Source organism: Actinotignum sp. UMB0459, assembly GCF_051905915.1.
GTDB classification, from domain to species: domain Bacteria; phylum Actinomycetota; class Actinomycetes; order Actinomycetales; family Actinomycetaceae; genus Actinotignum; species Actinotignum sanguinis.
Genome location: NZ_JBQAIK010000006.1, coordinates 1 through 14,059, shown reverse-complemented (window position 1 = coordinate 14,059; position 14,059 = coordinate 1). Strand labels below are relative to the sequence as shown.

The window sequence follows — 14,059 nt, the reverse complement described above, 5'->3', positions numbered from 1 at the left end:
ACTATTCGGGCAGCTGGCCGGTGCGCAGCAGCTCGGTGAATTCCGCTTCGCTCAACCGCGGAATACCCAGTTCTTCAGCCTTGGCAGCCTTCGATCCGGCATTCTCCCCCACCACCACCGCGGTAGTTTTCTTCGAGACCGAGCCGGCGGCCTTCCCGCCGTGCGCGAGGATTGCCTCTTTGACCGAATCTCGGGTATAGCCTTCCAGGGAGCCGGTGGCCACAATCGTCATTCCCGCCAGGGTTTGGGGAATCTGCTCGGCAGCCGCGGTGTCATCAGCGAAAACTACCCCGGCAGCTTCCCATTGCTCAATAATCTCCAGGTGCCAGGGCACCTCGAACCATTCTTTAAAGGAGCGGGCAATAATATCCCCTACGCCATCCACCGCGGAAAGCTCCTCCACGGAAGCCGCGCGCAGTAGCGCCAGCTCCGGGAAAGCGGCCGCGAGCGCGCGGGCCGCGGTGGGACCGACGTGGCGGATCGAGAGGGCCACGAGTTTGCGCCACAGTTCTTTCCCGCGGGCTTTCTCCAGTTCGGTGAGCATGGTGAGGAGGGCTTTGCCCGGTTCGCTCTCCTTGGTGATGACGCGCTGGCCGGCGCTGGTGCCCCAGGTGGGTTTGGTCCAGGCGGCGCGCACGTAACGGTAGTCGCCGGTGGGTTGGCCGGCGCTGCGGATTTCTTTCCATACCCAGGTATCGGCCACATCCGTGGCTTGCACCGCGAAGAGTCCGGCTTCGCTGTGAAGTATCGGTTCTTGGGCTGCGGGAACGCCCAGGCTGCGGGCTGTTTCAGGCGGGATAATCACCTCCGAGTCGAGGATGGCGCCGTCGTCGTCCACAATTCCGAGTTCGCGTGCCACCTCGCGCGTGAGGCGCAGGGTTTTCTTACGCCCGTCCGCACCTTCTATCTCGAGGCGGTGGCCGCTGGCGAGCGCGATAAGGGCTTCGCGGCGCCGGGCATCGGGGTTGGTGAGCCACAGCGCGGTTTCTTCCCCGAGGGCCTCCACGTCCAACGCTCCGCGTGAACCGATATGGACCACGCGTTCGGCCAGCTGGGCGGGGCAGGATTGCGCATTGGGGCAGCGCATATCCACATCGCCTTCCTGGGCGGGAGCGAGGGTGGCTCCGCAGGAAGGGCAAGCGCGGGGCATTACCCATTCGCGTTCGGTGCCGTCACGTTCCATGAGGACCGGGCCGACCACTTCGGGGATGACATCCCCGGCCTTGCGCACGATAACGACGTCGCCAATGCGTACGCCTTTGCGGGCTACTTCTTCGCGGTTGTGGAGGGTGGCCTGAGTGACAACCGAGCCGTCCACCAGGACCGGCTCCATAATGGCGTAGGGAGTGGCGCGCCCGGTGCGTCCCACATTGACCTGGATATCCAGAAGGGTGGTTTCTACTTCTTCGGGCGGGTATTTATAGGCGATGGCCCAGCGTGGGACGCGGGAGGTGTAGCCGAGCTCGGCCTGGCGCGCCCGGTCATTGACTTTGAGGACGGCGCCGTCGATACCGTGGAGGAGGTCGTGGCGGTGGGCGACCAGATCCGCTACGAATGCCTCGATATCTTCCCAGGTAGAGACAAGTTTCGTATAGGGAGAAATGGGAAGGCCCCAGCCTGCGAAAGCTTCGTATACGCCGGCCTGGGTGGACAGCGCTTCCGCCAGGGAGTCCGGCACCCCCGCGAGGGCGCCGATGCCGTGGGCGATGAAGGAGAGCGGACGGGAGGCGGTGACGGCCGGGTCTTTTTGCCGCAGCGAGCCGGCCGCGGCGTTACGCGGGTTCGCGAATTCGCGGCAGGAGCGGATAATGCGATTGGCTTCGCGCACCGCTGCGGTATCCCCGGCCTGTTGCGCAGCGTCCCGCTCGCGTTCGGCCGCTGCGCGGCGCTCACGCTGGTCGGCGTTGAACCGGGCGAAGTCAGCGAGCGGGAAGAAAACTTCCCCGCGCACTTCCATGACCTCCGGGATAGCGTTACCGTGCAGGCGCTGCGGAATGGCGGGGATGGTGGCGATATTGCGGGTGACATCTTCCCCGGTCACGCCGTCCCCACGCGTGGCGGCTACCGTCAGCGCGCCATTGTCATAGCGCAAGTTGATGGCGAGACCGTCGATTTTCGCTTCCGCGGTGACCGCGGTGCCGGCGCTGGGCGTTTCAAGAGCGGCACTGGGTATTTGCGGAGCGGCGCTAGCGGCCCCGGATTCTCCCGGGAGCGCGGCGTACCAGGCACGGAGATCCTCGAGAGAAAAAACGTCTTGCAGGGAGTACAGGCGTTCACGGTGCGTGACCGGGGCGAAAGGCTGCGCCGCGGGCACCGCTGCGTCCCCCACCGGCGCTCCGACGGCGCGGCTGGGGGAATCTGCCACCGCGAGCTCCGGGTAGCGCGCTTCCAGATCACGCAGCTCGTGAATGAGGCGGTCGTAGTGATCATCCGTCATGAGCGGGTCCGCCCCGGAATGGTAGGCGATCTGCGCGCGAGTCAGCGTGGGGGCAATCTCATTCCAGCGGCGCCGGGCCTCATCAATGCTCATGCCCCTATTGTCCCTCACGGCGGGTTTAGCTCAAACCCGCAGCGCACGGCGGGCCGCCCATAGTCGTTTAAGCCTGGAATAACAAGAGAGAACTTCGAAAAGCGCGGGCCTTGAAATATCACACCGGTGGACTCTTTACCGCGGCGCTGCTCTTTGCCAAGATATATGGGTCTCACATGCAGCTATCCCGCAGGAGCGGGAATACCCCGCGAGTGGCGGGGAAAAGGAGGATTCATGGATTGGCGTTCGCATGCCGCGTGCCTGACGGAAGACCCGGAACTTTTCTTCCCGATTGGTAGTTCGGCCTCGGCCCTGGCCCAGACGGATCGGGCGAAGCGAGTATGCCAGGAATGTACCGTCCGTGAAGACTGCCTCAGCTACGCGCTCGAACACAACCAGGATTCCGGCGTGTGGGGTGGCACCTCTGAAGATGAACGCCGCCGGCTGCGCCGCCGCACCGCCCGCGCGCGGCGAGTGCGCGAACTTGCCTCCTAAGGCGAACCGCCCCGGAGTACCGCTAGGCTGAATCACAAGCCCCGCATGGCGAGGTTCCGCGAATCACGATCGCGAGACCTCGCCATTGTTTATCGGGAATCCGGGGCGAAATTACCCCTGCCGGCAGAGCGCCGTCGTCGTATTTAATCTTCCAGCACGCTGGGAACGGAAACTATTTTTCATCCGTGGGAGGCAGCCCGGCCGTCACGTTAATAGTGAGCGTCACGGTGGTACCACCGCCGGGGCGGGCCTCCCATTTAATGGTGCCGTGCAATTCGCCTTCCACCATGGTGCGCACAATCCGAGTACCCAGGCCCTGCTTGACGCCGGTGGTGGGCACGCCCACGCCGTCGTCGCTCACCTGCACCGTGAGGACATCGCCCGCGCGCTCCGCACTCACCACAATATGTCCGCCGTGCGGCAGCCCGTGCTCCACCGCGTTGGAGACCAGTTCGTTGAGGACAACTGCCAGGCGGGTGGCAGTATTCGCGTCCACCATTCCGAATTCGCCGCGCACCTCGGAGGAAACGCGCACATCCGTGGAGGCGATATCGGTAGCCATGGTGATAAGCGGGGTGAGGACTTCGGAAAAGTCCACGATTTCATCGACCGTTTGCGACAGGATCTGGTGGACGAGGGCGATGGTTTCCACGCGGCGCTGCGCCTCGGAAAGCACCTCGATGACTTTTTTGTCGTCCGCGCGGCGCGCCTGCATCCGCAACAGCGCGGAAACTGTCTGCAGATTGTTTTTCACGCGATGGTTAATTTCGCGGATCGTGGTGTCTTTGCTGACCAGTTCCAATTCGCGCCGGCGCAGCTCGCTAATATCGCGCGACAGCACGACGGCGCCCACGTGCTTGCCGTCCTTCCACAACGGCACCGCCCGCAGGGAAAGCACCGCCCCGCGTAATTCCAGTTCCGTCATCCACGGGGCGCGCCCGAGCAGCACCACCGGCAGCGCATCATCCAGGCGGGTTTCCGCGTCAATACTTGAGGTGATTTGCTCGGCCAGCAGCTGGCCTTCAAACGTGGACCGGATCCCAAGCCGATGCAGATTAGATACCGCATTCGGGCTATTGAAAATCACCGCACCATCAGCATCGATATGGGTGAAACCGTCCGTGACGCGCGGAGCACCGTGGCGGAAACCGCTCGGGGTACCCTCCATCGGGAACAGACCCTGGGTGACCATATCGAGAAGCTGCTCTTCAATTTCCTCATAGGAAGAATGGCGCAGCACCGTTTCTTTGCGCGAGCGCTGGGAATACACCAGGGCGAGGACCGCGAAAGGATCCTCCCCCGCCCGGCGCACCGGATAACCTTCGTAACGCAGGCCGTGAATATAGACGGTGCCGCGCTGCCCGGTGGCAATAATCTCCCGGAATTTCTCCGAATCGGCCGGATCGAACGTCATATTGACCACGTCGTTATCCAGCGCGGTGGCATTGGTGGCCGGGCGGCAGGCCGCCGCGATAATAAAGCGTTCATCCTGGAGCGGGGTGACGAGCACGAGATCAGCGAAGGAGAAATCGGAGATTAACTGCCAGTCCCCCACCAGCTGATGCAACCATTCGCGTTGCGAAGCGGAGAGCGTTTGGGACCGTTCCAAGATATGACCGAGAGATGGCATACCCCTAAGAGTAGTCGCTCACGCGAGTACACTAGTAGTTCCGCGTTAGTTATATTCACGGCAGTGCGAGGGCCGGGCTGCGCCGGCGGTGGAGGCCGGGTGGGGCGGTGCCGCGCTGCGTCGTCGTTCTATCCACGAAGGGAAGCCCGCATGGCCGCACGCCACCATGCTTCGTCTCGCGCTCGCGCCACCGATCACCACACCGCGCTGGCGCGCAGTCTCACCTCCCCGCAAATCGCCATGATTGCCCTGTCCGGGGCGCTGGGAACCGGGCTGTTCCTCGGCGCGGGCGCCACGATTTCGCTGGCGGGGCCGGCCACGATTATTTCCTACGCGCTGGCCGGGTTGCTGGCGCTCTCGGTGGTGTGGGCGCTGGCGGAGATGGTCAGCGCGCATCCCGTTCCCGGCGGGCACGGCACCATTGCGGGGGCATACCTGGGGAATCTGGGGGCCTTTGTGACGCGCTGGAATCTGGCGGTCACCTATATCGTGGCGGTGGGCGCGGAGGTGACCGCGGGGGCGAAATATTTGCAGCATTGGCTGCCCCAGCTTAATAGCGCGGTGGGGACGGTGGCCTGTTCCCTCTTTATTGTGGGGCTGAATATGGCCACCGTGCGGCTCTACGGCACGGCCGAATACTGGTTCTCCATGATTAAAGTGGCGGCTATTTCGGTCTTTATTCTTCTTGGCCTCATTATTATTTTTGTGGGGCTGCCGGCGAGCGAGCCGGTGGGACTGGTCAATCTCACCGAGCACGGCGGGTTTATGCCGCTGGGTGCCGGCTCGGTCTTTATCGCCGCGTGCATGGCCGTTTTTTCTTTCGGCGGTATCGAAACGGTATCCGTCACGGCCGCGGAGTCCGGGAATCCCCGTTACGATATTCCGCGCGCGGCCCACACCATGATTTGGCGCCTGCTGCTCTTCTACGTGGGCGCGATTGCGGTGGTAGTGGCGATGCAGCCGTGGACGGTGACCGCCGAGCCGCTCCACGATATTTCGCAATCGCCTTTCGTGCACGCGCTGGACGCCGCGGCAATTCCGGCGGCCGGGCATATTATGAACGCGGTGCTGCTGGTGGCGGCGCTGAGCGCGGCGAACGGGTGCCTCTACACCTCCTCGCGGATGATTCACGCGCTGGCCACCGACCGCATGGCCCCCGCTTTCGCGGCGCGCACCACCCCGAAAGGCACCCCGCGCGGCGCGGTCATGCTCGCGATGGTGGGGATGGTGGTCGCCTGTATTTTGGCGCTCACGTCCCCGCAGGCCGGCTTCTCGTATTTGTACGGCTGCGCCACGGTGGGGACCCTGCTCACCTGGGCTTTAGTAATGGCCACCCATATTGCTTTTCGACGACGCCGCCAGCAACTGGGACTCGAGCTCCCTCCGGCTCGCCTCTGGGGCGCCCCGGTAACGAACCTGGCGGTCATGGCCGGTTGCCTGGCGATTTTCGTGGCGCTGTTCTGGCTCATGCCGGTAGCCTGGTATGCCGGGCTGCCCTACCTGGGTATCCTTCTTCTTATCTACGTTTTCCTGGACCGGATGCGCGGTCTGCCCGCCCCGCGAGACCTGGCCGGGGAGGAAGCGGCACGGGAGCGGAAAGGCGCGGGCGGTGGGCAAACCGCGGGCGGCGCGCCCGGCGGTGATTGGCTGCGTTGAAATTGCCTACCGGTTGCTGGTGCGAGAGCGAGAGCGAGAACGGGCCGAAAACGGCATAGACGCTGATACACGAATAAGGATGTAGATATTGGGTGATCCGATAACAGCTACCAGACCACTCACCTTGGTGTGGCGTAATCGTTCCTTGGCGCCCAATTGTTGGTGGCGCACAATTAGCTGCGGCAGTTTACGATCATTTCTCCGGGGTGATCGTTGAGCGAGTCGGTCGGCGAGCAGGTCTTCTCCTGGCTTTCGGATACGGCGTCGTCGGATTCATCTTGATGACCATTCCCCACACCATATGTGTGATCAGCGGTTTCACATTGGTGATTGTCAGCATGTTTGCGCGTGGACCCATCACTCGGGCAGTTGCCAACAAGGAAATTCCGAGCGAGCGCCGTGCGACGGTTTTAAACGTTGCAAGCACACTGGGAAGTCTCATTGGAATCCTCATCAACCCGATCATTGGCTGGGGCGCAGATCGGAGTCCAGTGGTGACAGTGTTCGGAATAGCAATCGTTCTTTTCATCGTCATGCTGACGTGGATTCCGATCGCAAATCGTTACGTTCAGGTCGAGGAAACGGAAGAGTAGGAGGCTATCTTTGAGCCGTACATGTCCAAGATTCTAGGCAGAGGCAAGATTGCCCTCCGGTTACCAAATTCCACGAGCCTTACCTACACCTCGCGTATTTTATCGATGTAGATACCCCGATTATTTGGTTACACAAAAATTCCACGTGTGCTACGCCCAAGCATCGCTCCGGCTCTGCGCTGAAAAAAGCGGCCGTGCTTCCCTCCTGTCACACTCATGCGGGAAAATATAGCCATGCAATTTTCACATTCTTATGAGATCGACGCCCCCGCGAGCGCCGTCGCCGCTGTCCTCATGTCCGAAGAACTCGCCGACCGTCGCCTCGCCGCGCTCCGCACGAAACCGTCCTCTTTCACGCCCGGCGCGGAACGCGCGATCCTTACGGTGCAGGTGGATGCTGAGCAGCTTCCCGCGCAGGCGCGGCGTTTTCTTTCTTCCGGTTTAGCTGCCAGCATCGTCTTTACCCGTTCCGGGAACGACGTCGCAGCGCAGCTGGAAGCCAAACTTCCCGTCCACGCCAGCGCTGATTTTCAGGTTTCCGGCCCCGGGCCGGCCACGGTCACGGTGACCGGTGAGGTGCGGGTCTCCATTCCTTTCGTCGGCAAGAAAATCGAAGAGAAGGTGGCCCAGTACGCCGCGAAAGTGGTGGAGCGCGACGCCGCGCTTATCCGCGAGATCATCGCGCAGGGTTAGGACGCTCGCCCGGCATACTGCCTTTCCCGAGTAAGTTTTGCCGAAGCGGCTTAGCCGGGTAGCTTTTTCGCAGCCAATTTTTCTGTCGTAGTAGCCACGTAGGATGGGTTCATGATTAATCGCCAATATGAAGATCTGCTTGCCGATATCCTCGCCAACGGAACTCGCAAGGGGGACCGCACCGGCACAGGTACCCTCTCTGTCTTCGGGCGCCAGCTGCGCTACCACCTGGCTGATGGTTTCCCGCGTATCACCACCAAGTTCGTGGCCATGAAGCCCATCAAGGGGGAACTCCTGTGGTTCTTGCGCGGCTCTACCAATATTGAATGGTTGCAGCGCAATGGCATCACCATTTGGGATGAGTGGGCTGATGAACATGGAGAGCTCGGCCCGGTCTACGGCTACCAGTGGCGTAGCTGGCCCGCGCCGGATGGCCGGCATATCGATCAGATTTCCCAGCTTTTGGAAACCCTGCGCAGCAATCCGGATTCGCGGCGCATGATCGTTTCCGCGTGGAATGTGGCGGACCTGGATAAGATGGCGCTCCAGCCCTGCCATGCTTTCTTCCAGTTCTACGTGGCGGATGGCAAGCTGTCCTGCCAGCTCTACCAGCGCAGCGCGGATATGTTCCTCGGGGTGCCTTTCAATATCGCCTCGTATTCCCTGCTCACCCATATGATCGCCCAGCAGGTTGGTCTGGATGTTGGTGATTTCGTGTGGACGGGTGGGGACTGCCATATCTACCTCAACCATCTTGATCAGGTGCGCGAACAGATCTCGCGCGAACCCTACCCCTTCCCCACCCTGGAGCTGCGCAAAGCAGATTCCCTCTTCTCCTATGAGATGGATGATATTTCGGCCACCCAGGGCTACCAACACCACCCCAAGCTCACCGGCGCGGTCTCGGTCTAGGAGGAAGCTATGCTCATCGCACAAATCTGGGCGGAAGCCCGTGATCATGCCCTCGCGAAGGGTTTGCGGCTGCCCTGGAACGTCCCGGAAGATTCGGCCTTTTTCAGAGCGGCGGTGCGCGGGCGGCCCGTTATCATGGGGCGGAAAACCTGGATTTCGGCGGGGCGGCGGCCCATGCCGCACTCCCCCACCATCGTGGTGAGCACGCAGGAAGATTTTGAGGTTCCCGGTGCGCAGCTGGCCGCGAATCTTGAGGAGGCCTTCGCGCTGGCCCGTGCTACCGGGGCGGATGCCGCCTGGGTATGCGGGGGTGCCGGGATTTATGCCGAAACTCGGGCCTGCTCACAGGTGCTTATCCGCACCGTTATCGATGCAGATGTGGATGCTGATATTTTCGCGCCCGCAATCACCCCGGAATGGGAGCTGCGGCTCTGCTCACCGGGAAACGCTCATGAAGGTTGGCACACCTCGCGCGCCGGGCTGCGTTACCGGTACGAAGTCTGGGCTCGCCCCGGTGTTTCCCTCCCGGAGGATCTGCTTCCCGCTACCCCGGATGCGGCCTGGCAGGTGGCCTAAATGCTGCGTGCGGGCGCTGTGCGCCGCGGGCTAGGCAGCGCACGCACCGTGCGAGCCGCTGCTGCCCTTACCGCCGTGGTGCTCAGCTGCGCGGCCTGCACTCCCACCGGCAACGCGGGCGCGCCGCACTCCCCCACCCCGCGGCCCATCACCGCCATCGTGCAGCTGGGCGATTCCTTTTCCTCCGGTAACGGAGCCGGCACTTACGAAGAAGATACCTGCCGGCGCTCCCCCGATAACTACTCCGCACCACTCGCCCGTGAACTCGGCGCCAGCTACACCAACGCCTCGTGCTCCGGGGCGCTAACATCCGATATAGCCGAACAAGTCAACGCCGTCACCCCGGATACTTCGGTCGTTTTCCTCACCGCCGGCGGCAACAACGCCAACTTCGCCCAGATCATCAGCTCCTGCTTCGTGCTCCGCACCCCGAATAGCTGCGAAGAATCCATGAACGCAGCAACCGCGGCACTCCCGGCTATCGAAGAAGCTACCCTAGAGCTCCTGCGGGCCATCGATACCGCCTCCCACGGCCAGGCCACCGCTATCCTGGTCGGCTACCCGCGGCTCTTCGCGGAACACTCCTACCGCATCCCTCCGGTGGTGGAAAGCTACGATGCCGGGACGGCCCTCGCCCAGCTCCAGGATGCCGCGGACGCCATGCAAGAACGTGTCACCGCACAGATGCGGAAAGAAACCGGCTCCGATCGTTTCCTTTTCGCCTCCACCCACGCATTATTCGCCGGGCACGAACCGCGCGCCCAAGCATTCCGTGATAACGAAGAAGCGTGGCTGGTCTCCCCCTTCTCATCCTCAGATGTTCAAGCGTGGATGCATCCCACCGCGCGCGGGTACCGCGAAATACACGCCTACCTGCGCGAACTCCTCGCCCGCGCCGGTTTCGCCATCCCCGCTACCCCCGAAAGCATTCCGGCAACACCGTAGCTTCCCGCCCGAGTACTGCTAGCCGAGTAGACCTGCGGTAGCGGCTTCCGGGAGCTGCCCACCTAGCTAGCTTCCGGGCGCCGCGCACCTAGCTAGCTTCCGGCTCAGTCATAGCCGCCGGATTCACCCAGGTATCAAAATCCGCCGCGCTGAGCTGCCCCGAAGCAAGCGCGACCTCCCGTAGTGAAGCCCCGCTGGCCTGAGCTGCGCGCGCCAGCTTGGCTGCGGCGTCGTACCCAATATGAGGAGCAAGTGCCGTGACCAACATGAGATTCCGGTCCAGGTGCGCGGAAATGACGGCCTCGCGCGGGGTGATGCCGGCCGCGCAGAAACGTTCGAAAGTGCGCAGGGCGTCGCCGAGCAGGAGCAATGCCTCCAGCACCGAAAACACCATGACCGGTTTGTACACATTGAGTTGGAAATTGCCCTGCGAGCCTGCGAAAGCCACCGCGGCGTCATACCCGAAAACCGCGACGCACACCTGAGTAAGAGCCTCCGCCTGGGTCGGATTCACCTTGCCCGGCATAATCGAAGAACCCGGCTCGTTATCGGGGATCGCGATCTCGCCGATGCCGGTACGCGGGCCCGAGGCATACCAGCGGATATCGTTCGCAATCTTCATGGCTGCGGCAGCGAGTGTGCGCAAGCTCGCCGAAAACGTCACGAGGTCATCGTGAGCAGCCAGAGCCGCGGGCAGATCATCCGCCGGGTGGAACGGCAAACCGGTAGCCTCCTCGAGCAGCTCGCAGACCCGCGCCGCAAAACGCGGATGCGAATTCAGGCCGGTGCCCACCGCGGTCCCGCCCAGCGCCACCCGATACAGACCCCGCGCTGCTGCCCGCACCCCCGCGAGCGCGCCCTCCAGTTGCGCCGCCCAGGAACCCACCACCTGATCCCAGCGGATCGGAGTGGCATCCTGCAGATGGGTACGCCCCACCATCACCACATCCGCGAAGCGGCTCGCGCGATCCCGGAACGTAACCGCCAGGCTCTCCACCGCCGGGATGAGGTGGCGGTGCGCCTGGCGAGCCACCGCCACATACATCGCGGTGGGGAACACATCATTCGAGGACTGGCCCTTATTGACATGGTCATTGGGGTGCACCGGACTTTTCCCACCGCGCTGCCCGGTGGCGATTTCATTCGCACGCGCCGCAATCACCTCATTGGCATTCATATTCGTTTGGGTGCCCGAACCTGTCTGGAACACCTTGAGCGGAAATTCCGCGTCGAGCACCCCCTCGGCCACCTCGCTGGCGGCCGCAGTAATAAGGGTGGCGAGCTGCGGATCAAGCACCCCGAGTTCGGCATTCGAGCGGGCGGCCGCGCCTTTGAGCAACCCAAAGGCGTGAATAAGGGGGCCGCCCCAGGTGTAACGCTGCCCGCCGATAGGGAAATGCTGGAGCGAGCGAGCGGTCTGCGCGCCCCAATAGTGCGCGGCGGGCACCTCAACCGGACCCATCGAATCCGTTTCCGTGCGGGTGAGCTGAGCTGCGGCTGCAGGTTGAGTGACGGCGGCGGTGCCGTCCGCGCCGGTGAGCTGATCCTTCGTCATAATTCCAAGGGTAGTGCCTATCCAGCGGAAAACGGCCGGGCCATCTGGATTGGCATCCCCGCGCCCACCACAGCCCCTACGAGGCCAGAGTGGCATCGCTCACGCTCCCGGTATTTAGGCAGGAAAGGCCGCCGCGGGCGGGCCGCGCGGATCTGCGCGCGCTATGTTTATTAGGTAGAGTCAAGCGCGGACAAAGGAGGGGCATGGCTACGGAGCGACGGCGCGGTTCTCGGGCACTTGATACTCCCGCGCGCGGCAAACGTGCCTCCACGCCCGCACCCTCTTCCACTCCTTCTCCCACCACTGGAAAAGCCACACTCCGGGACGAGCGTGACCAGCTGCGCGCCGAGTGCGAAAAATTGCGTGGTGAGCACAAGAAGCTGCGTGAGGAGCACGCGAAGCAGCGAGGCGAATGCACCGCGCTCCACCGCGAAGTAGAAGCGTTGGGCGCGGAAAATTCGCAGTTGCGTGGCGAGCGCGAGGCTGCCCGCGCGGAGGCGGCCACGCTCCAGACCCGCGTGACCGAGCTGGAGGGCCTGGTGGCGGAGTTGCGCCGTCGTGAAAAAGAAGTGGAGGCGGGCGTGGTCTACGCCTCGGGCGTGGAACAAAGCGCCGTGACCGCGCAGGCCCGCAGCGAGGACGCGATGCGGCGCGCGGCCCGCCTGGTTGCGCGCGTGCGCGGTTTAGAGCAGCAGCTAGAAGAAGAACGACGGCGCTACACAGCCCTAGAGGCGGCGGGTCGGGCTCGGGAAGCGCGCCTCACCGTAGATTCGGCACGTACCTCCGCCGCGCATCAGGAACGTTACACCAGCCAGATCAGCACTCTTGAAGTGCAGCTGCGCGAAGCGCGGGCCCAGCTGGCCGCCACCCGCGCCCAGCTGGAGACCTCCGGCAATGAGCTGGCCGAAGCACAGGCGGAGCTGCGCGAGGCGCGATCCCACGCGCAAACCCAGCGCTACCTGAGCCTCGGAATGGGAGGACTCGCGGCAGCGCTGGGTATTGCGATGCTCATTATTCTTTTATAAAAACACGCACTTACCACCTATCGGTGCGATGCGAACGGGCTAGGCCTCCTCACTGGCAACCTTCCCCCACCCGTCAGCTGGGAAAAGCTGGCGGCGGAAAGCGAAGAAGGCCAGCAAACCAGCCAGGCACGTCGCGCCCACGATGATGAAAAGCAGGGTGAGGCTATGCGCGGAATCAGCGAGATACTGCGCTTCGGCCACCCCTTCCGGGCGAACCGCCGCCGGCATCATTGACCCGAGGATTGCGATCCCGATCGAGGGTGAGATATTCATAGCCAGGTCATTCATACCCACCGCACGCCCCGATTCGGATACATCCACGGTTCCCATGACGGTATCCACCACCGGCGCATAGGCCAAGCCCAGGCCACCGAAGAGGAACACCGCCGAAACAATAATGCCCCACAGGCCCTCGTCTACCGTGAAAGCGGCAAGGAAGGCGCCGATAGCGGCAGCTCCACCCGCCAGTACAATTCCCATCCCGCAGCCAATTTTCGCCACGATTGCGCCGCTCATCACGCCCATGGCGGTCGCAACAACGTAGCCGGCGAGCAGCACGAAGCCCATTTCCAGGGCTGTCTTGCCGTGGAAAATGCCACCGGCGAGGTTGAAGAGCGGCGTCATGGCGTAATTACCGAAGTAGAAGAGCAGCACCAGGGAGACCGCCATGAGGTAGCGGCGGTTCTGGAAGAACTCCGGGGTGACGAAGGGGTTCTTGGCCTTGGAAATGTAGATGATAAAGAGGGCTAGGAGCACCGCGAAGGCGCCCAGGTAAAACCAGTTCATCGAGTTGAAGTACATGACCAGGGCCGTGACCGTAACGCCGGCCAGCAGGAAGCCGGGCACATCAATCCGCTGGGCCTTTCCGGAAACATCCGGGAGGCCCCGCCACAGGGTGGGGATGAAGAGCACCGAAATGAGCGGGATCGCGAAGAGCCACACCCAGGACATGGTGATAAGCCATCCGGCCGCGAGCACCCCAATGGCTGTGGAGAACTGATAGGCCGCGGTGAAGACACCGAAATACAGAACCTTTTTCACCCCGGGGACATACTTGGTGGTCACCACGAGGTAGACGGACCCGGATACCTGGGTGCCCGCTGTTTGAATCGCACGGGCGATAATCACCACCCAGATGGAGGACCGCGATGCCACCAGTCCCAACACCGAGCCGATAACGATGAGCACGATACCCGCCATCATCATTTTGCGCAGGGAAACGAAATCGCCAAGCGAACCGTAAATCACGCACACAATACCCAGCACAATGCCGGGAATTGAGGTAATAAGCGGGGCATACTCAACCGCGTTGAGCTGCGCGCCGATGTCTTGGAAAACCAGGTTGAAGCCCTGGATCGTGAGAATTGAGGTAATGAAAATAATGATGAGTTGCGGCAGCGTGCGCACGGCAGCCGCGGTATCAACCTGAGATCGATCACGCGCGTCCAC

Annotated in this window: 12 protein-coding genes; 8 read left to right on the top strand and 4 right to left on the bottom strand. The window is 62.8% G+C overall.

Going from position 1 to position 14,059, the window contains the following annotated elements; translation table 11 throughout:
• Position 1 precedes the first annotated feature (1 nt).
• Positions 2–2,530, bottom strand: coding sequence for an NAD-dependent DNA ligase LigA (gene ligA, locus ACTFPK_RS01530; protein ID WP_274735503.1), 2,529 nt, complete (start codon positions 2,528–2,530; stop codon positions 2–4).
• 234 nt (positions 2,531–2,764) lie between these two features.
• On the opposite strand from ligA, the gene ACTFPK_RS01525 reads away from it, so the two are divergent.
• Positions 2,765–3,025: a WhiB family transcriptional regulator gene (locus tag ACTFPK_RS01525; protein ID WP_274735504.1), complete on the top strand. Its 261-nt coding sequence runs from the start codon at positions 2,765–2,767 to the stop codon at positions 3,023–3,025.
• 172 nt (positions 3,026–3,197) lie between these two features.
• Here ACTFPK_RS01525 and ACTFPK_RS01520 read toward each other — a convergent pair whose 3' ends face one another.
• On the bottom strand, positions 3,198–4,655 hold the full coding sequence (locus tag ACTFPK_RS01520; RefSeq protein WP_274735505.1) for a sensor histidine kinase: 1,458 nt from the start codon (positions 4,653–4,655) through the stop codon (positions 3,198–3,200).
• A gap of 150 nt (positions 4,656–4,805) precedes the next feature.
• Here ACTFPK_RS01520 and ACTFPK_RS01515 point away from each other — a divergent pair, with 150 nt between their 5' ends.
• From ACTFPK_RS01515 to ACTFPK_RS01490, 6 genes are all read left to right on the top strand, one after another.
• Positions 4,806–6,311, top strand: coding sequence for an amino acid permease (locus tag ACTFPK_RS01515; RefSeq protein WP_016441658.1), 1,506 nt, complete (start codon positions 4,806–4,808; stop codon positions 6,309–6,311).
• A gap of 281 nt (positions 6,312–6,592) precedes the next feature.
• Positions 6,593–6,904: a hypothetical protein gene (locus ACTFPK_RS01510; RefSeq protein WP_016441659.1), complete on the top strand. Its 312-nt coding sequence runs from the start codon at positions 6,593–6,595 to the stop codon at positions 6,902–6,904.
• Between the two features lie 234 nt (positions 6,905–7,138).
• A complete protein-coding gene (locus ACTFPK_RS01505) occupies positions 7,139–7,597 on the top strand; it encodes a DUF2505 domain-containing protein (RefSeq protein ID WP_439910935.1) in 459 nt (152 codons plus the stop codon).
• 111 nt (positions 7,598–7,708) lie between these two features.
• Positions 7,709–8,509 (top strand): thymidylate synthase, encoded by an 801-nt coding sequence (locus ACTFPK_RS01500; RefSeq protein ID WP_087069792.1) that lies wholly within the window; start codon positions 7,709–7,711, stop codon positions 8,507–8,509.
• Positions 8,510–8,518: 9 nt separating this feature from the next.
• Complete coding sequence (locus tag ACTFPK_RS01495; protein WP_439910934.1) at positions 8,519–9,085, top strand: dihydrofolate reductase; 567 nt, start codon at positions 8,519–8,521, stop codon at positions 9,083–9,085.
• A complete protein-coding gene (locus ACTFPK_RS01490; protein ID WP_439910933.1) occupies positions 9,086–10,030 on the top strand; it encodes an SGNH/GDSL hydrolase family protein in 945 nt (314 codons plus the stop codon).
• An 88-nt stretch (positions 10,031–10,118) separates the two neighbouring features.
• On the opposite strand, the gene ACTFPK_RS01485 is transcribed toward ACTFPK_RS01490, so the two are convergent.
• A complete protein-coding gene (locus ACTFPK_RS01485) occupies positions 10,119–11,492 on the bottom strand; it encodes a class II fumarate hydratase (RefSeq protein ID WP_439910944.1) in 1,374 nt (457 codons plus the stop codon).
• 296 nt (positions 11,493–11,788) lie between these two features.
• Between ACTFPK_RS01485 and ACTFPK_RS01480 the strand changes: the two genes are divergently transcribed.
• Positions 11,789–12,610, top strand: a complete 822-nt coding sequence (locus ACTFPK_RS01480) for a hypothetical protein (RefSeq protein WP_439910932.1) — start codon at positions 11,789–11,791, stop codon at positions 12,608–12,610.
• Positions 12,611–12,649: 39 nt separating this feature from the next.
• Here the strand turns inward: ACTFPK_RS01480 and ACTFPK_RS01475 are convergent.
• On the bottom strand, positions 12,650–14,059 hold a 1,410-nt coding region (locus tag ACTFPK_RS01475; protein WP_439910931.1), incomplete at its 5' end, for an MFS transporter.